Here is a 17,694-nt window from a genome sequence, read left to right on the forward strand (position 1 = left end):
TCTGGTCCTTTCAGTCAGTTACTGCAACTAAAGGGTTGCATTAATTGAAAGAAAGAGCAACCCCTAGGTTGCAGATCGAGGCCCCATTCACCCCTTGCGCGGCAAGTACGTGTTCACTGGCCGGCCAGTCGAACCGTAGGCCAAATGCAGGTCAACGAGTCCCTTGCGTTCGAGTTCACTGAGATAGCGCTGCGCCGTGGGGCGGCTGATGCCGACGCTGCCCGCGATCTCCGAGGCACCCAAGGGTTCCGTGGAATGAACCACCATGTCGAGGACTTTTTGCATGGTGGGTGGCAGCCGCCGGGGCGCTTTGGAGGGTGGAGCCGTCCGGCGCAGGCTGAAGAGCTGGTCAACGGTCGCCTGGTCGGCCACCGTCCGGGACTCCGCCTCCTGCCGCCACCGCCGATATGCCTCGAGCTGGGTTTGCAGCTGCTCGAAGCCGAACGGCTTGACGAGGTAGTACACCGCTCCCCCGCGCATCGCGGCCCGCACGGTCTCAAGGTCGCGTGCGGCGGTGATCATGACGGCGTCGAGCTTTTCGCCGGCCCCCTGAAGGGACCGCAGCAAACTGATTCCGTCTTCATCGGGGAGGTAGACATCGAGGAGAAGAAGGTCCGGTTTGAGCCGCTGCACGGCTTCCCTGGCCTCTGCCGCGGTGTGGGCCTCGCCGACGCATTCGTATCCCTCGATTTTGGCCACGCGGCTTGCGTGGATGCGGGCTACGCGGAAGTCGTCGTCGACCACCAAGGTGCGGATCATTCGATTGATTTTCCTGTCATGACCGGGGTTTCGGATTCCATGTGGGGTTCCGGCAACCAGATTTCAAAGCGTCCCCCGGGGCCCGGGAAAACATCCATGGTGCCTCCTGCACGGTGAACGATCCTGCTCACCAGTGCAAGGCCTATTCCACGACGCATTCCCGGCCGCGGTTCCTTGGTGGTGAAGCCGTCGGCGGTGATCGTGCCAAGCAATTCTGCGGGGACACCGGGCCCATTGTCCGTCACGCAGATGAAAATGCCCGAGGAATCGTCCAACTGGATGCTCACCTCGCGGGGCGCGGGTTGCTCCGAGAGGATCTCGACGGCGTTGTCGAGGAGGTTCCCGACGATCGTCAGCAGCGCTTGCGTTTCGAGGAACGGTTGGCGCAGCTGCGAGTCGTCAGTGACCGATATCGTGACGTCCTGCTCGGCAGCCACGGTGATTTTCGCGAGCAGCAATGCCGCGAGCTCCGGCGGCTCGATCCGCGAGCGCAGGCCTTCGCCCAGCGAGCGCGACGTGTCCGAAATCCGCGAGACGAAATTCCGTGCCTGGTCCACGTCTCCGAGTTCCAGGAGTCCGTCCACCACGTGGAGACGGTTCGCGTACTCATGCTCCTGGGCGCGCAGGGCCTCCATCAGGCCTTCAACAGAGCGAAGGTCGCGCACCAGCCCCTCAACCTCGGTGCGGTCGCGCAGTGTGACCACCGAGCCTATGCTCCTTCCGGCCAAGGCAACGGACATCCGGTTCACCACCAGCAGGGCGTCCTCGGTGATGACGATCTGGTCGGTTCCGCTGATCTGTCCGGTCAACAGGGAACGCAGCCTCCCGGCAGGCAGGAGATCCTCGATCTTCTCCCCCAACACGTTTTCTTCCAAGTGCAGCAGGGAACGCGCTTCGGAGTTGATGACGGTGACCCGGCCGTCGTCGTCGAACCCGATCATCGCTTCGCGGATGCCGTGCAGCAAGGCTTCGCGCTCCTGCAACAGGGACGCGATCTCCACCGGTTCAAGATCGAAGGTGACCCGCTTGATCCTGCGCGCCAGCAGGGCAGAACCCATGGCGCTGATCACGAGCACGACGGCTGAATAGCCGGCAATCAGCAACACCTGTTTGGTGAGCTCGCTGCTTTCCGTGGTCTCCAGGATTCCCACCGAAACCTGCCCGACGACGGTCCCGTCCGCCGCGCGCACGGGCGCCTTGGCGTTCACGGAGTCGCCGAGGCTGCCCTTGTCGATCCCGACGTGGGTCTGCCCGTCAAGGACAGCCACGGGTTCTTCCAGGGTCTGGCCGATGAGGCTTGGATTCGGGTGGGAGTACCGGACGCCTTTGCGGTCGGTGACGACGACGTAGTCCGGCTGCGCCTGGGACTGGACCTTGCTCGCAATCGCCTGGATCGTGTGCGTTGGATCTCCGTTCCCCAGCGACGTCACGATTTCCGGCATTTGAGCCACGGTCGTGGCGATCCCCAGTGCCCGGAGCCGGTACTGGTCTTCAAGGGTCTGGTTGCTGATCTGGGTGTACAGCAGGGCGCCCAACGTGACTGTCACAAAGAGGATGCAGAGCAACCACACGAGGATCTGGGAGGCAAGGGGCCGCGCTTTCCAACGCGCGCCAAAAAACCGCACGCCACGCAACTCTGGATGCACCGCCAACCTCTTCCTACTCCCCTAGTAGCTTATGTGACAAAGTTCACGACAACTACGGCTCAGGCGCGCACCGGCACCTTGGCGTGCCACGAAGTGTGTTTCTCGTAGACGTGCGCGATGCCCAAGAGATCTGCCTCCGCGAATTCCCGGCCCATGAAATGCATCCCCACCGGCTGTCCTCCGGCAAATCCGCAGGGGATGCTTAATCCCGGCATGCCGGTGAGGTTGGCCGGCGAGAGCATCATGAGCGCGCTGGAGAGGGAGTCCTTCCCTGTCGATCCGGTCAGCGAATGGGACATGTCCGCTTCGATCGGCGCGATGGACGGCAGCGTCGGGGAAACCAAGGCCTGGACCCCTGCGTTGTCCATGGCAGTCCGCAGGGAGGCACGAAGATACGAGCGCACTTGATGCGCCAACTGGACGTCCTCGCGCGGCACCAAGGCACCGGTTTCGATCATCACACGGGTTCCCGGCAGATACTTGCCAGCGCTGCTGGCCAGCAGTTCGCGATGGTGTTCGACCGATTCGGAGAGCGAAATCGCCAGGCTCGCAGGCAGTGCCATCTTCAGTTCGGGGAAGGACACCTCAACAACCTCCACCCCGAGTCCTTGCAAAACAATCAAAGCCTGTTCAAGGACCGCAGCCACTTCCGGCGTGACCTCCCACTCGGCCCAGGCGCCACGATCCACTGCCACGCGGATCGGGGCCGGCATCGCCTCGGGGAGCACCGTCTCCTGCAGCCGGGCAGCGCTCTCCGGCCCCACCATGCCATGGAGCATGGCCGCGCAATCCGCCACGCTTCGAGTGATGGGACCGATGTGGTCGAGGGTATGGCTGACGCTGAGAACGCCTGAACCGTCCACCAGTCCGGCTGTGGCTTTGAGGCCTACCAGCCCGTTCACAGACGCCGGATTCCGCACCGATCCACCGGTATCCGTGCCCAGGGCGCCAGGTGCGCTCCCGACGGCCACGGCCACTCCCGAGCCGATACTGGAGCCGCCGGCGTAGCGTTCCGCCCCCCAGGGATTTTTCGACGGCGGGGTTCCCTGCCCGAAGGCGAACTCGTGGGTCACCGTCTTGCCCAGGATCACGGCCCCGTTCCGCCTCAGCTGCCGGACCACGCCGGCGTCGTTGGAAGCAACGCGGCCCTTGAGTGCCAGGGATCCGCCTTCGGCAGGCATCCCCCGCACGTCGATGACGTCCTTCACACCCAGCGGAATCCCGTGGAGCGGTCCGAGGAACTCGCCGCGCGCTGCGCTATTGTCCGCGGTGCGGGCCTCGTTCCGGGCACCTTGCTTGTCGACGTAGGCCCACGCCTGCACTGCATCTTCCGTGGCTTCAAGTCGCCCGATGACGGATTCGACGAGTTCGGCCGCCGAGAGTTCGCCGCGGCGCAGCAGCCCTGACGCCTCTGCGATTCCCAGTTCCCATGCTTCAGTCATGCGCGTCGCCTCCCGGGGCTTCCTGCAAACGTCGGGCGTCGAAATCGGCCCTCAAAGCGGCCATGCCGCGCCTGAAGTCATTGAATGAGCGTTCGACGGCGGCCTCGTCCTCCCGCTCGATCGCCTCGCCGACCAACTCGATGAGTCGCGCGGACTGCTCCGGAGTCAGCAGCCCGCTCACCGGCGCGCCGCCGGAGTCAACCGACCATCCCGCACCACACAGACGCCATCGACGAAGACGAAACGTACGTCCCGGAAGTCCTCAGCGCTGGCGATGACGACGTCGGCATCGCGCCCCGGCTCAATCCGCCCACCGTTCGGAGCAATCCCCGGAATCAACCCGGTCACTGCCGAGGTCGCCATTGCCACGGCTCCGGCCAAGGTTCGGTAACCGTGCTCGGCCACATCCTGCACGGCCGAGATCAGTTCGTCGTGATGGCCCTCGTGGCCGTAGTCGGTGGCGAGGACGTCCACAAGTCCGGGTTCCTGGAGCAAGACATCCCAGTGCTCCCGCGTGGTCACGGTCTGTTTGCGGTGCAGGAGGTCGAAAACGGAAACTTCGGCATGCCAGCCGCGGTCCCTGCCGAGTTTGGCCAGCGCGAGGGCCTCCGCGGGGGTGTGCGAGGGGTGGTTGGCGTGGGAGGCAATGACGCTCGCCGCCGCCCCGGGCGTCTTGGGCCCGCCTGGCATGATCCCGAGCGCCCCATCCATCAGTTCGCGCATGACCCGAGCTGTCGCCGCTGCGCTGTGCAGGATCGCCGGCACGCCATATCGCGCCGCGGCCTGGACGCCTTCCCGGATGCCGTTGAGTGCCGGTTCGATGGAAGGCAGCACGGAATCCGCGATGATTTTCCGCAATTCGACGAGCTCGATCTGTCCTTCCAAGCCGGCTTCGGCGGCCGCGACGCGGAGTTCGGCCATATCGCAAGCGTCCGGGTCGATGAACCGGCCAAGCACGGCTTCCTTCATGCGCCGGGCCTGCGCCGAGTGCACGCGCACCCCGCTCGCACTTTCGATGGTGCGGGGGATGTAGCTCAAGTCCTGCCCTCCGCCGCCGAGGGTCTGCCCGCCGCCGAGCTCACCGATCGCGATCGCACCGTCGTCGAGCATTTTCTCCACCGTGCTGAGGCCGGACTGGGCGGGCAATCCCCTGCCGTCGGCCATACGGGCGGCCCGCTCGGCCTCGGGCAAATACGTCGTCGCCCCCCGGACGTGGACAGCATGGCGGCGGTCCGCCTCCCGGACATGGTCCATGGTGCAAAAACCGCAAAGGTTCAGCACTGTGGTGGTTCCGGCAAGAAGGTGGCGGTCAAGATTCGCCAGCCACTCGTCGTCGGGCAGCGCGGGGGCGCCGCTGGGCATGAGCGGACCCGGAGTCACCCCGTGGACGTGGCTATTGATGAGACCGGGCATGACGACGCATCCGCTCGCATCGATCACCTCGCCGTCGAAGGCTTGATCGGGGCCCCACCGCTCGAGAACCTCGGTGACGCGCCCGTCGCGCAGGATGACCGCTCCTGATTCGACCACCGTCTTGCCTGTGCCTGGCACTACGGTGCCACCGTGGATGAGCGTAGACATTCGACTCCCTATCGATTACGTTCATAATATCGAAGTATCTTCACTATAACCACAGAGGAGATTCAATAGTGCCAGTCCCCTCCACCGCTCGGGATTTCGTGGGCTACGGCGAACATCCACCGGAGTTCAGCTGGCCTGGAGATGCGCGCGTCGCCGTGTCCCTGGTCATCAACGTCGAAGATGGGGCCGAGCGCAGCATCGCCCGCGGAGGCCCTGCGGACGATCTTGGCGCCCACTGGATCAAGCACCCCGCCCACCCTACGGTCCGGAACCTCACGCTGGAATCGGCTTTCGAATACGGATCCAGGGCAGGCATCTGGCGGGTATTGCGCATTTTGAGGCGCCACGACGCCAGAGCAACCGCTTTCTGCTGCGCCACGGCACTCGAGCAAAACCCGCAGATCGCGGCTGCGCTCGTCAGGGATGGCCATGAAATTGCCGACCACGGCTACAACTGGGACACCCACGCCGGGCTCGCTCCCGAGGAGGAACGCGCGCTCATTGCCGCGTCCCGCGACTCGATCGCCAAGAGCACCGGCGTTCCACCAACGAGCTGGTACTCCCGCGACGGACTCAACCCGGGCACGCGGGACATTCTCGCCGCCGCTGGATTCATGTATGAGTCCAATTGCTTCAACGATGACTTGCCGCACCTTGGAACAGGAACGGACAGCGCGGGGAAGGACGGAACCGCGGGCAATGGGACAGGGTTGCCGGTGCTGCCCTACGCCGGTGACACCAACGACTCGGGCCTCTTCAGGCAGTTCCCCACGGCCACCGCTTTCGCCCGCCAATTGTGCGGCACGCTGGACATGATGCTCACTGACAGCAGGCCCGGCCCGTCCGTCATGAACGTGGGCCTCCACCCGCGCCTCATTGGCCGGCCTGCCTACGTAGCCGCCCTGGACACGTTCCTTTCCCACGCGGGCAGCAGCCCGGCGTGGATTGCAACGCGATCGCAGATCATCGAGGCGTGGCTGCCCACAACGAACCCTAAGCGCTAGCGAGCAGCGCGCCCCATCCCGTGATCGGGCGCGCAGTTCCGGCCAGCCGGAGGAGATGCCATAGGGTCGCTGTTGCGCTGTCGACCACGGGCACGCCGAATTCGGACTCGAAGCCTGCCGCCAAATAGGCCGAGCGAAGGTTGGTCCCGATACAGACCACCGCGTCGACGTCGGAGCCAAACGCGGGCCTCATGAGCGCGCCGATTTCCGCGCCGGACATTCGCGAGATTTCCGGATTGGACATTGACCTCGCGGGCACCGAGGAACGGACCACTTCCAGGCCGCTGGCCGCGTACTCATGTTCAATAAGGGCCATGATGCCCGGGGGTCCGGGAAAAACGACGGCGACCCGGCCGGCGTCGAGCGCCTCCAGGGCGGCAACAAGCGCGAGCGAAGCGGTGGTGGCGGGTGCGCCGGTGGCTTCCGTCAATGATTCGGCGAGCGCCCGATCCCCTTCGAGGCCGGTCCAGGATCCCGAGGTGCCGTGGAACGCGACGGCGTCCAACTCCGCATCGCTGAGCAGTGACGGCGCACTGCCGAGAACCTTCGCGTCGATCCGGTCATCGAGGTCCGTCGGGAGCCGGAATCGGCTGTAGTGGACCCCCACGTCCGGCGATCCGGCCAGGATGTCGGCCGTCAGGGACTCCGCATTCGAGTTCGACGACGGCACGAGCATCCCCAAGCGGGAAGAAGGGCCAGGCGGGCGGCTGGTCAATGCGATTTGCCCAGCGACGGCGGCGTCGAGATCGCCACCATGACCGCCGCCGTGTCCGTGAGGTTGCTCCACCAATGCGGCAGGGTTGCGTCATAGGTCAGGCTGTCGCCCTCGCCCAGGGTGAATTCCTGTCCGCCGACACTCGCCACGAGCGAGCCGGTCTGGACAACAACGCACTCCTCGCCTTCGTGCGAATGCGGAACCTCTGCGCCGTCGAAATGCGCAGGGATCGTCATGTTGATGACGCCAAGCTTCCGGTCCGCATCGGGCACGATCAGTTCCATGACGATCCCCTGTGAAGGAATCTCGATGCGGCGGCGATCGGCCCGGCGCACCAGCATGTGGTTCTGCGTCTCGCTGGGGTCGGTGAACATGCTCGCCAACGGCACACCAAGGGAATTGGCCAGGCGAAGGAGCGTGGCGAATGACGGATTACCGATGCCGCGCTCGATCTGGCTGATCAGTCCGGCGCTCACTCCGGCCCGGTCCGCCAATTCCTCAACAGTGAATCGCCCGGCACGCTGTTCCTTGAGCATGGCCCCCAAATGGGTGATCCACAGGTTGCGGTGCAGAGTGTCATCGTCGTCGACTTTAACAACTTCCGTGCTTCCCAATACAGCTCCTCAGTGTTTCAGCACTCATCAGTATATCGAAGACTCGTCAACTAAACGAAGAATCCTGGTTGGATCCTCCGGCGTCGAGCCCGCCTTCATCGTCACAGCATGCCAGCATCGGCATCGCTGCAGAAGAACCACGCTGCTCATTTTCGGGACTAACACCTCGTCACGCGCGTCTCGGGGGCGACGGCGTCTGCCAACTGCGCGATCATCGCGGCGAGCTCCCGCTCCCAGTACACCGCGGCTCGATCGGCGCCCCGGCTGTGGACATCGCCGGCACTGGCGATGGCGGCCGCGGGAAGGCCCACGCTTTGGCCGGCAGCCCCGAGGATATCGACGACGCGCTGGACGGATTCTTCAAGGGCAACCGCCCCTGGCCTCCCTTGTTTCAGCAGTTCGCCGGCAAGGTCCGTGGGGCCAACCCAGCCGCCGTCGAAACACTCCAAAGCCACGAAGTCCTCGACGGCGTCGACGGCCTCCGTTGTCTCAAAAAGCACCGTCAGCCGGGGCTCCAGCGAGTAGTCCGCCCCAAACGCCGAGGCGAAGGAAGCCTGTTTCGGCCTGGACCCGTGAGGGCCGAACCTCGTCGCCCGGTAGGCCCGTTCAAGTTCTTTAGGATGCCGCACCCTCGGCAGGACGATCTCGTCCACTCCGGTGTTGGCGAACGCCACCAAGGTCATGTCATCAAGGTCAGGGACACGAACGGCAACCCGGGTATTGGCGCCGGACAGCCGCTGCACCGCATCCGCGCATTGCTGCAGCGTCAACGTTGTCTGCTCTGCGTCGAGGACCACGAAATCCAGGTTTCGATAGGCAACCACGGACAACAGCGTGGGGGTCGGCTCGGCCGTGATGAGTCCGACCTGCCGGACCAGCGACGACGCCGCCATCACTCGTCCGCCACGAACTGCCAGTCGGCGGGCTTGCTGACGCCGACAACCAGGTTGACGTCGTCGTCGCCGTCGTTGGTGATGCCATGGGTGGTGCCGCGGGGAATGTAGATGCCGTCGCCCGGCTTGGCCCGGTACTCGGTATCGCCCAGATGGACGAGGGGCTCGCCCGAAATGACCACGTAGAATTCCGAGGCATCGGGGTGGTGGTGGCACAAGTGATGTTGCCCGGGGAGGATCCTGCCCCAGCTGACGCACAGGTCGTCGGAGCCGCTCAGGTCGCGCGAGATCAGCGTGGAGACGAGGCCTTGATCCTTTTGTCCGCGAAGTCCCGTTTTCTCCAGCGCCGTAAAGCCTTGTTCATCCACGTTGTGGACCAGGCGCGAAATATCCGTGGCCATCGGAGTCCTTTCTCCCGGCATTGACGTTGTCACGCGCGGCCTTCGTAGGCTGCTTCGAGCTGGCCGGCTGCAGGCGGGTTGGCGATCCACCACCGGGCAATTTCTTCCCGGGTGGCGAACCAAACGTCGTTGCGGGCACGGGCATACTCCAGGAAGCGCCTGACGGCCAAGGCGACGCTCGGCCGCCCACCGATGCGCAAGTGCACTCCCACGGACATCATCCTGGGTACGGTTTCCCCTTCGATCAGAAGGCAGTCGAGGCTATCCTTCAGTACATTGAAGAAGTCATCCGCAGTCCCGAGGCTTCCCGGGCCCCAAAACCTCGCGTCGTTCGTGTCGCCCGAGTAAGGGACAACGAGGTGGCGGGATTCCCCTGCGGAGACGAAGTACGGCAGGTCGTCCGCATAGGAATTCGAGTCATAGAGAAAGCCCTCGTCCTTGAGGATCGCACGGGTGTTCTCCGTGATTCCCTCGCGGACGTACCAACCCACGGGCCGGACACCCGAGACTCCCTCGATCGCCGCCACGCAGGCACGGATTTCGGCGAGTTCTTCGGCCGGAGTCATTCCGACGGTTCCGCGCCATTTGTAGCCGTGGGCGCAAATCTCGTGTCCATCGCGGACGATCGCCTGCGCGGCCTCGGGGTTTCGTTCCAGGGCCACGCCGCACGCCATGAAAGTCGCGGGGACGTTGTAGTCCCGGAGCAAAGCCAAAAAGCGCCAGATGCCCACCCGGCTGCCGTACTCGAAGAAGGATTCCTTCATCAAGCTCCGCCGGCCCGGATCCGAAGACCAGCCACCGAAAATCGTGACGTCCTCATCGCATTCATCACCGGCTTCTATGGAGCTCTCCGCGCCTTCCTCGTAGTTGATGACCATGGAGATGGCCACCTTGGCACCATTCGGCCAAGTCACGACCGGGGGGTTTTCCCCGTATCCAATGAGGTCTCGCATTGACTCACTCCTTGCCGTTCGTCGCTATCAATCGAAGCGTCGAGTTCTAGAATTCATTATATTGAATCAAACTTCACTATACAATCAGCGGCCTTCCGCATAGACCTTCCTGTGCGCGGCCAGTGACGTCCTGAGCATTCCGTCGACGTCGTCGATCACGTTGCCGTGGGCCGGCCCGATCAGTTTCGTGGGAAGCGTGTCCAGTACCGCTTCAATACCGTCGAAGGCATCGCTGACGTCCACGAATTTCGTCCAGTAGAGGGCCCGGCCGGTGCCATACGCCGCTTGGTCCACGGTGGGAGGTTCCGGCATCTCGCCCGACAGCAAGCGGCATTGGCCCGGAAGGTGGACCGGTTCGTCGTCGTCTGCGTCCCCGTCTGCGCCTGCTGCGGGGACATCGTGGATAAAGGAGAAGCCGTCCGAAACGAACATCATCCGGGCGCCGTCGTCGTGGCCCCAAAGGGTGTTCTCCAGGTCCCGGATGAAGGCCGGAAGGAAGCGGAACCCACGGTCGCCAAGATCGATCCGGCTGCCGGGCGCCTGCGTCCGGAACCTGGAGCGGTATTCGGGGAAATGCAGGTGGTAGTCGCGGACGTCACCCACCACGAGCGCCCCGGGATACTTGTCCAGCAGGGCAGGCAGGTTGCCGGCGTGCGGGATCTCGGGATGGGTCGGGAAGACATAATCCAAAGGCCGTCCATCGAGAACCAGTTCCAGCTGGGCAAGAAGGAGGGTCCGATGAGCCGGATCCCCCGTGTCCACCAAGAGCGTCGCTTTGGAACCCACCACCAGGTAGGAGGACACGTGATAGTGGACTTCCTGGCCCTGAGCGTTGGCCGAAAGGCACCCGCCCAGCCAGTAGGTTCCGTCGGCTAGCCATCGGAGATCGACTGCATCGTCCTTCACTGAATCCCCATTTCCTCAATTGCCTGCGACAGCTGCCGTGACTGCTCAAGGCACACGTCCGCGCCAACAAAGGGAGCCCCATAGCCGGGGCCGACGGCGCGGACATCGCGGTCCCGGAAGATATCCCTGATGTTCCTGGCGATAGGCCCGGTATCCGCCCCGGTGAACCAGCGGAATTTACGGAGCCCCTCGCGGGTCTCCGGCTCGGCGCTCCCGCCGTGGGTAAACGCATCCGAAGTCAGGAGCCCGCCGGATTCCGGATCGAAAACCCAGAGCGTCGGCAGGAGCCGGAGCAGCGGTGAGACGAGTTCGACGACGACGCCGTCCAGCACTTCCACACGCCGCGATGTCCCCGGATCCACGGCAATCCGCTTGGATTCGGCCTTCGAACGGGGCACAGTGATGCCGCCCGTGTACCAGACGGCGCCAACGGGGAAACGTTCCTCGATGGCCGGGATGTTGAGGCAGCATTCCATTTCTGTCCGCGTGAGGACAATGGAGAGCGGCTCTCCGGGTGACAGCAGCCGATCGAGCTGTTCAATGATCTCCTCTTGGTGAAGGCGAATCCCGGTGTCCACCAGCACCGAACCGGACGGTCCCTTGATCAGGTAGCAGTTCACCGCTTGGGTGCGCCGAACGCCGGGCGGGCACCAGCTCACGTGCTCGTCCAGTTCGATATCCGCGCCGAGCCGGTGGATCCGGCCGCTCAGCAAACCGCCCATTGTCACTCCTTCCTTTGGATCCGGATGGTTCAGGAGGTGCTGGTTGTCTCCCAGACAGCAATTGCTTCATCGAGGGTGCAGATGTCGTGCCGGGCCCGCATGACGGTCAACGCGGCGTCGTGCACCACCGTGTCGTAGGCTCCCACCGCGTCCTCGAGCAGCACAGCGTAGAAGTCGTTGTGCACGGCGTCGCGCAGGGTCGCTTCCACGCAGCCACCGGTTGAAACGCCCACGAGCGCCACCGATTCGATCCCTTGGCTGCGCAGCAGCAAGGCGAGTTCGGTGGCGATGAAAGCGCTGGGGCGTCGCTTGGTGATCACGACTTCCCCGTCTTCGGGCATGCAGGGTCCGCAGAATTCCGTCGCGGGGTCGCCTTTGGCACTGAGCTTGCCGAGGTCGATGGGGCGGCCGTTCGCCGCGGTGTAGAGTGCACGCAGCCAGGCGGCCGGTGAGCTCGCGCCGTCGGGAAGGTTCTCGACGCGAATGTGGAAAACCGGGACCCCATTGGCGCGTGCCGCCGTAATGGCCCGCCCGCATTTTTCGACAACGGATGGCATCATGCTCATGTCATGCCCGGAGTCCCCGATTGCGCCTCCGTGCGAAACAGCTCCTACCTGCATGTCGATGACAACCAGGGCGGTGGTGGCGGGATCGAGCAGTTCCTCGAGGGTGTCGCGGACGGGTTTGCCGCAGATTTCAATCATGGCTTTCTTCCTTCAGCGGAGCCGGGGTCAAAGCGGATCCGGGGTCGGGTGAGTCCTGGCCGGCGGTCGCCCGCCGGCCAGAACCACGTGGTTCTTGGGTTGCTACTTGCCCAGGCCGGCGAAATACACCTGGTCGTTGGTGAGCGGGACCGCACCCGTCAGGGTGTCCTGCTTGACGATCAGGTTGCGGACCTCCACCAGGGAAAGGATCGGAGCGCCTTGGTCCACCAGTCCGGCCATCTTCTTGAGCAGGGCTGCCCGCTGGTCCGTATTGGTGCTCGGGGTGGCGGCCAGCTGAGTCCTGGTGGCATCGAACTCAGGATTGGACCATCCGGTGCTGTTGCTCGGAGCTCCCGTGGAGTAGAACGCGTAAGTGTAGAACGCGGGATCGGCAATGACGATCGGCTCCGAGTACAGGACGGCCTGGAAGCGGCCGTCGATGAGCGCCGAGGAGAAGTCGGTGGGGCTCGCCACGTTCAACAGCTGCACCGTGATGCCCACCTTCGCCAACATCGATTGGATGAGGACGGCTGAGCTCTTCGCGACGGGGCCCGGGCGGCTCACGCTGTAGCTGAGTGTCAGCGGGAAACCGTTCGGGTACTGGGTCTGCGCCAGCAGCTTCTTGGCACCGTCGGGGTCGTATTTGTAGGTGGGCGAATCCTTCACCGTGGGAAAGATCGAGCCCGCCGGGTCCGCGAGGCCGGCGTAGGCGCCCTTGGCCAAGGCAGCGCGGTCGATCGCCATGGAGACTGCCTGGCGAACCTTCTCATCCGCCAGCGGACCGGTCTTCGTGTTGAACATCATCGTGTCGCGGGTCTGGCTGGTGCACTTCAGGACGCTGACTCCACTGACGCCGGTCATCGAACTGTACTGGTCATATTCGAAGCCGTTGGCGATCTGGGCCTCGCCGGTCTTCACCAATTGGGTCCGGGTAGCGGTGTCGGGAACGGCCTTGACCACAACCCGCTTCACCGAGCCCCGGTCGCCGCCCCAGTTCGGGTCCGCGGTCACCGTCAGGGACGTTCCGGGAGTAAATTCCTCGAGCTTCCAACCGCTGTAGTCGGCCAGGTTTTTCGAGAGCCACTTGTTGGCCGTGGGGTCATCCGGCGTGACGTGAAGTTTCGCTTCCTTGCTGTCGTGGATGTAGAAGAGATTGTTCTGCAGCGACTCGAGCGTGTATGACGTCATGCCCAGGGTGTTGAGTTCGACAGTGCTGTCATCGATCACGGTGACGAGGTTGTCCACGTTGAATCCGCTGCTCTTGAGCGTCCCCTTCATGACGGGCTGGCGCACCATGCCGATCGCCAGGCTCCATTTCACGTCCTCGGCCGAGAGGGTGTTTCCAAATTGGCTTGTCAGTTTCCGTAGCTTGACGATGACACCCTTGCCGTCCGGGGCGGGTACGGCGCTCTCGGCGAGCCGACCGGTGACCGCGGTAGACGGCGTCGAGCATGATTGGTCATCCGTCGCGCCGGTCTTATACTCCAGCAACTGGGATCCGAGGCCACTGAGCACCACGTGCGATGCACTGCCGCCCCAGGGGGCGGGGGTGAGGCTGTCCGGGAGGGCGCCGACTGCGATGACGACCGACTCCGGTTTGGCCACCGCCGCGGTGGGAGTGGCTCCCCCGCATCCGGTGAGCGACACAGCTGCCGCGGCTGCGACCCAGCCGAGCAATAAACGCGAATTCTTCATAAGCCTGGTTCCAATTTCTGTACAGAGGGAAAGGACGTGTTACGAGTAGTGCGCTGCTGATGTGGGCAGTGGATTAGTAACGGTAGGCGTGCTTGTGGCCGGCCCGGATGATGGGCGCCACCTCCGGAATATTGGTGATCACGTTGCCATGGGTGGGCGCTACGATCTTGACCCCAAGGTCGTCCATCAGCTTGCCGACGCGGTCGTATACCTGGTCGGCGTCGTTGGCGAACCTGGCCCAGTACAACGCGCTGCCGGTAAAGAAGGCTGCGTTCTCGACCGCGATGGGTGCCGAGAGTTCATCTGTTGTCAGGCCACATTCGCCGGGGAGGTGCACCGGATCCTCATCATCGAGTTCCGGGCGGTGCATGTAGCAAAAACCGTCGGCCGTGAAAAGCACGCCCGACTTCGGGACGAAGCCCCATTGGGTATTGGGCAGGTCCCTGATCATGGCCTCGACGATGACGAACTCGTATCCGCCGCCGAGATCTACCTTGTCCCCCGGAACCCGGGCGTGAAGGTTGGGCACGATCTGCGGGTAGAAGAGATGGTAGTCCCGGATGTCGCCGACAACCTTGATGTCGGGATACTTCTCCACGAGGCGGGGAAGGTTTCCCGTGTGCGGAAGCTCCGGGTGCGTCGGGAAGACATAGCTCAGCGGTTTGTCCCCCAGCAATCCGTCAAGGGTTTCCGAAATGATGTTCCAGCTGGAGGGGTTGCCTGTGTCAATGAGGATTGACGACTCGGTCCCCTGTGCCAGGTACGTGGAGGTGTGCCCGTGGATTACGCGGTCCTGGAGGTGGAACGGCAGGCAGGAACTCATCCAGGTGACGCCGTCGGCTACCTCACGCGGAAGGTCGCGGCTCATAGTTTCTACTAGTTCTTCCATGGGATTCTCCTAAGCCTTTTCGGGTGTCAGCGCGGCGAGCATGAATTCAACGTGCCGGCGGACGAGTTCACGCCCGCGGATCACGCAGCCGCGGGAAGGGGCGATCGTCTCGGGGTCCAGCGTCTCGAACTTGTCGGAGAGCCATTCCCGGAGCGGCTCGCATGTGGCCCGCGGGATCCACTCGTATTTCGCGTAGAGGTGCTCGGCGACTTGCTTGGCGGTAGTGGTGTCTTGGGCGATCGAGTCAATGATGCGGGGACCGTCCGGGCTCGTCATGGTGCCGTGGGTGAAGGTATCGGAGGTGAAGATGGTTCCGGTATTCGCGTCCCAGCCCCAGAAGGTCGGGAGGAGCCGCAGGAGGGGCGACTCGATGGTCAAGTGACGGCCCGGGGCCACCTCGATCTCGGGAGTGCGGGCCATGGAATCCCCGCCCTCCCCCTTCTGGTCGATCTGCTGCCGGCGGCCCCTGAGCGCGAGCCGGCTGAGGTCATCGAAGGCGTCGAAGGGGTTGATGGCGCCGCCGGTGAAGAGGCGCTCGATGTCGAATTTACCGGCGATGGGTTCCAGGTTCGAAACGCAATCCATCTCGCTCCGCGTGAAGAACATGGAGAGCCGGCCGTCGTCGTCGAGCAGCTCCACCAGGTCGTCGAGGATTTCCTGGCTGTGGACTGCGAGCCCGGTGTCGACCAGCAACCGGCCGGACCCCTCGCTGAGGAGGTAGCAATTCGACGGCTGGAAGCCGGTTGCTCCGGCCGGTACCCAGCTCACGCGGCCGTCGAGCGGAATGGTTCCACCGAGGGCGATGACTTTATCTTCATGAACTTTAGTGAACATATCTTCAATCTATTGAAGTCGGGAGATGTCTGTCAAGACTTCTCGGGAGGTGGCTAAGCGATGACTATGAGATGGCTGCCGGTGTTTCGCCCAGGCGCTTCTGACGGCGTCCGGCCACGGCTTTGCTGCGCGTACGGGGATCCAGAAGGGTGATCAAGGCGTCGAGAATGACGTAGCCAAGCAAGCTTGTGGATCCCATGATGAGGACAAAGCCTTGAATGACGGGCACGTCGCCTTTGAGCACGCCGTCGAGCGACCAACCGCCCACTCCAGGCCAGGAAAAAACACTTTCGACAATTGCCGCTCCGCTGAGCGACGCGGCAAAAAGAAGTACCAAGTAGGTCATGAGTGACCCGCGGATGTCACTGAGGGCATATCGGAAGACCTGGGCAGGACGCAGTCCGCAGGCCCTCGCGAACTCGATTTGAGGTGATTGGAGCACTTGCAATAATCCTGAGCGCACTGTCTTTCCGAACGGGGCGGCGAAGAACAAGCCCATCGTCACGATGGGAAGGACTGCGCGGCCGAGTATGGACGAGAATGTTCCCCACTGGCCGGCAATTATCGCGTCGACGGGGATCGATCCTGTGACGTGCGGCGGAGTGATTTGCGCACTGGAGAGCATCCCGATCGGCGCGGGCGCGATCCGCAGTTGTTGATAGAAAACAAACAACAACACGAGTGCCAGCACGAATTCCGGCATGGCCATCAGGATGGATATCCAGAAAGTGAAGGCCTTGTCGGCAAAACGCCTGTAGCGATAAGCCGCGAACGTTCCACTCGCCATGCCGATGATGAGGGCCAGGACGAGCCCCGGCACCAAATAGACCAAGGTATTGGGGAGCCGGGTCAGGATTTCGCTGGACACCGAACTGCCCGTGAAGAGGGAATGGCCAAGGTCGCCGCTCAAGGTCCTGCCCATATAGCCGAGGTAGCGTTCCCAGAAGGGCTGGTCCAGGCCAAGTTCCGCGTGGATACGCGCGACGTCCGCCGGAGTTGCGTATTCACCCAGAAGGGCCACCGCGGGGTCTCCGGGAAGAAGGGACACGAGGCCAAAACTGAGGGTGATGAGGCCACACAGCAGTAAGGCCGCAATCAGGAGCCTTGAAATGATGTAGCGGATCATGGAGTCTGCCCCTGGGAATTCGTAGTGCCAACGACGGCGGAATAGGGAACCACCGGCAACGCGGCGGAAATGAGCGATTGCGTGTAGGGGTGCTGCGGGGCGATCAAGACATCCTGGGTGGGGCCGACCTCGACGATTTTGCCGCGATGCATGACAGCCACCGTGGAACAGAAATGCCGCACGGTTTCAATGTCATGCGAAATGAAGACATAGGTGAGGCCCCGGGAAGCCCTCAGCCGCGCGAGGGTACGAAGGATCGAGGCCCGGATGGTCAGGTCCAGCGAGGACGTTGGCTCGTCCAGGACCACCAGGCTGGGATTCGTGACCAAGGCGCGTGCGATGCCTACGCGCTGTTGCTGGCCTCCGCTCAGGTTCGCCGGGCGCCGGTCCATGAAATCGGCCGAGAGTCCCACTTCTTCCAAGGTCGCCAGGACCCGCGACCGCCGCTCGGCACGATCGCCCATCCGGGCGACGATGAGCGGCTCCTCGACGATTTGCCGGATCGTCAGGCGCGGATTCAATGACGCGAACGGTTCTTGGAAGACGATCTGCCAATGGCGGCGCTTCCGGCGGAGTTCACCCCGGCTGAGGGCCAACACGTCCTGCCCCTCGATGACGACCGATCCGGAATCCGGCTCGGCCAATCTCAGGATCAGCCGGCCAAGCGTCGACTTGCCGGAACCGCTTTCGCCGATGATGCCGAGCGTCTCGCCGGCTTCCACGGACAGGGTGATTCCATCCACGGCGCGGGCTTCGCCGTGGGGAGTGCGGAAGATCTTCGTAATATCCACGAGTTCAAGGAGCGGCATC

The 17,694-nt window shown here is 63.6% G+C and carries 19 protein-coding genes; 1 reads left to right on the plus strand and 18 read right to left on the minus strand.

From position 1 onward, the window contains the following. Nucleotides 1-87: 87 nt before the first annotated feature. From ACSBOX_RS17440 to ACSBOX_RS17460, 5 genes are all read right to left on the minus strand, one after another. Nucleotides 88-759, minus strand: coding sequence for a response regulator (locus ACSBOX_RS17440; protein WP_078106370.1), 672 nt, complete (start codon nucleotides 757-759; stop codon nucleotides 88-90). After that, nucleotides 756-2,384: an ATP-binding protein gene (locus ACSBOX_RS17445; RefSeq protein ID WP_442543582.1), complete on the minus strand. Its 1,629-nt coding sequence runs from the start codon at nucleotides 2,382-2,384 to the stop codon at nucleotides 756-758. The genes ACSBOX_RS17440 and ACSBOX_RS17445 overlap by 4 nt, the downstream gene beginning before the upstream one ends. A gap of 80 nt (nucleotides 2,385-2,464) precedes the next feature. Then, entirely contained in the window at nucleotides 2,465-3,847 is a 1,383-nt protein-coding gene (locus ACSBOX_RS17450) for an amidase (protein ID WP_442543583.1), read from the minus strand. After that, nucleotides 3,840-4,028, minus strand: coding sequence for a hypothetical protein (locus ACSBOX_RS17455; protein WP_442543584.1), 189 nt, complete (start codon nucleotides 4,026-4,028; stop codon nucleotides 3,840-3,842). The genes ACSBOX_RS17450 and ACSBOX_RS17455 overlap by 8 nt, the downstream gene beginning before the upstream one ends. After that, entirely contained in the window at nucleotides 4,025-5,428 is a 1,404-nt protein-coding gene (locus ACSBOX_RS17460; protein ID WP_442543585.1) for an amidohydrolase family protein, read from the minus strand. The genes ACSBOX_RS17455 and ACSBOX_RS17460 overlap by 4 nt, the downstream gene beginning before the upstream one ends. 68 nt (nucleotides 5,429-5,496) lie before the next feature. On the opposite strand from ACSBOX_RS17460, the gene ACSBOX_RS17465 reads away from it, so the two are divergent. Beyond that, the gene (locus tag ACSBOX_RS17465) at nucleotides 5,497-6,432 is read left to right on the plus strand and encodes a polysaccharide deacetylase family protein (RefSeq protein WP_442543587.1); all 936 of its coding nucleotides are present in this window, start codon (nucleotides 5,497-5,499) and stop codon (nucleotides 6,430-6,432) included. Here ACSBOX_RS17465 and ACSBOX_RS17470 read toward each other — a convergent pair. The 13 genes from ACSBOX_RS17470 to ACSBOX_RS17530 form a co-directional block, all read right to left on the minus strand. Continuing rightward, on the minus strand, nucleotides 6,422-7,219 hold the full coding sequence (locus ACSBOX_RS17470) for a maleate cis-trans isomerase family protein (RefSeq protein ID WP_442546059.1): 798 nt from the start codon (nucleotides 7,217-7,219) through the stop codon (nucleotides 6,422-6,424). The genes ACSBOX_RS17465 and ACSBOX_RS17470 overlap by 11 nt on opposite strands. Next, nucleotides 7,144-7,761: a helix-turn-helix domain-containing protein gene (locus ACSBOX_RS17475; protein ID WP_442543588.1), complete on the minus strand. Its 618-nt coding sequence runs from the start codon at nucleotides 7,759-7,761 to the stop codon at nucleotides 7,144-7,146. Before ACSBOX_RS17475 ends, ACSBOX_RS17470 begins: the two co-directional genes overlap by 76 nt. 158 nt (nucleotides 7,762-7,919) lie before the next feature. Next, nucleotides 7,920-8,654 carry an aldolase/citrate lyase family protein gene (locus ACSBOX_RS17480; RefSeq protein WP_442543590.1) on the minus strand — a complete coding sequence of 245 codons (735 nt, stop codon included), beginning with the start codon at nucleotides 8,652-8,654 and terminating at the stop codon, nucleotides 7,920-7,922. After that, complete coding sequence (locus ACSBOX_RS17485) at nucleotides 8,654-9,055, minus strand: cupin domain-containing protein (protein WP_442543591.1); 402 nt, start codon at nucleotides 9,053-9,055, stop codon at nucleotides 8,654-8,656. The genes ACSBOX_RS17480 and ACSBOX_RS17485 overlap by 1 nt, the downstream gene beginning before the upstream one ends. A 29-nt stretch (nucleotides 9,056-9,084) precedes the next feature. Continuing rightward, a complete protein-coding gene (locus ACSBOX_RS17490; protein WP_442543593.1) occupies nucleotides 9,085-10,008 on the minus strand; it encodes a polysaccharide deacetylase family protein in 924 nt (307 codons plus the stop codon). A gap of 84 nt (nucleotides 10,009-10,092) precedes the next feature. After that, nucleotides 10,093-10,914 (minus strand): MBL fold metallo-hydrolase, encoded by an 822-nt coding sequence (locus tag ACSBOX_RS17495; protein ID WP_442543594.1) that lies wholly within the window; start codon nucleotides 10,912-10,914, stop codon nucleotides 10,093-10,095. Next, nucleotides 10,911-11,636, minus strand: coding sequence for a hypothetical protein (locus ACSBOX_RS17500; RefSeq protein ID WP_442543595.1), 726 nt, complete (start codon nucleotides 11,634-11,636; stop codon nucleotides 10,911-10,913). Before ACSBOX_RS17500 ends, ACSBOX_RS17495 begins: the two co-directional genes overlap by 4 nt. Before the next feature lie 29 nt (nucleotides 11,637-11,665). Beyond that, nucleotides 11,666-12,340 carry a cysteine hydrolase family protein gene (locus ACSBOX_RS17505; RefSeq protein ID WP_442543596.1) on the minus strand — a complete coding sequence of 225 codons (675 nt, stop codon included), beginning with the start codon at nucleotides 12,338-12,340 and terminating at the stop codon, nucleotides 11,666-11,668. A 102-nt stretch (nucleotides 12,341-12,442) separates the two neighbouring features. Beyond that, complete coding sequence (locus ACSBOX_RS17510) at nucleotides 12,443-14,035, minus strand: ABC transporter substrate-binding protein (protein ID WP_442543598.1); 1,593 nt, start codon at nucleotides 14,033-14,035, stop codon at nucleotides 12,443-12,445. A gap of 73 nt (nucleotides 14,036-14,108) precedes the next feature. Beyond that, on the minus strand, nucleotides 14,109-14,924 hold the full coding sequence (locus ACSBOX_RS17515; RefSeq protein ID WP_269994770.1) for an MBL fold metallo-hydrolase: 816 nt from the start codon (nucleotides 14,922-14,924) through the stop codon (nucleotides 14,109-14,111). 9 nt (nucleotides 14,925-14,933) lie between these two features. Then, nucleotides 14,934-15,758, minus strand: coding sequence for a hypothetical protein (locus tag ACSBOX_RS17520; protein ID WP_442543600.1), 825 nt, complete (start codon nucleotides 15,756-15,758; stop codon nucleotides 14,934-14,936). A 64-nt stretch (nucleotides 15,759-15,822) separates the two neighbouring features. Further along, a complete protein-coding gene (locus tag ACSBOX_RS17525; protein WP_442543601.1) occupies nucleotides 15,823-16,884 on the minus strand; it encodes an ABC transporter permease in 1,062 nt (353 codons plus the stop codon). Next, a complete protein-coding gene (locus ACSBOX_RS17530; protein WP_442543602.1) occupies nucleotides 16,881-17,693 on the minus strand; it encodes an ATP-binding cassette domain-containing protein in 813 nt (270 codons plus the stop codon). Before ACSBOX_RS17530 ends, ACSBOX_RS17525 begins: the two co-directional genes overlap by 4 nt. Nucleotide 17,694: the final 1 nt, after the last annotated feature.

Source organism: Arthrobacter sp. KN11-1C (assembly GCF_052180225.1).
Classification (GTDB): Bacteria; Actinomycetota; Actinomycetes; order Actinomycetales; family Micrococcaceae; genus Arthrobacter.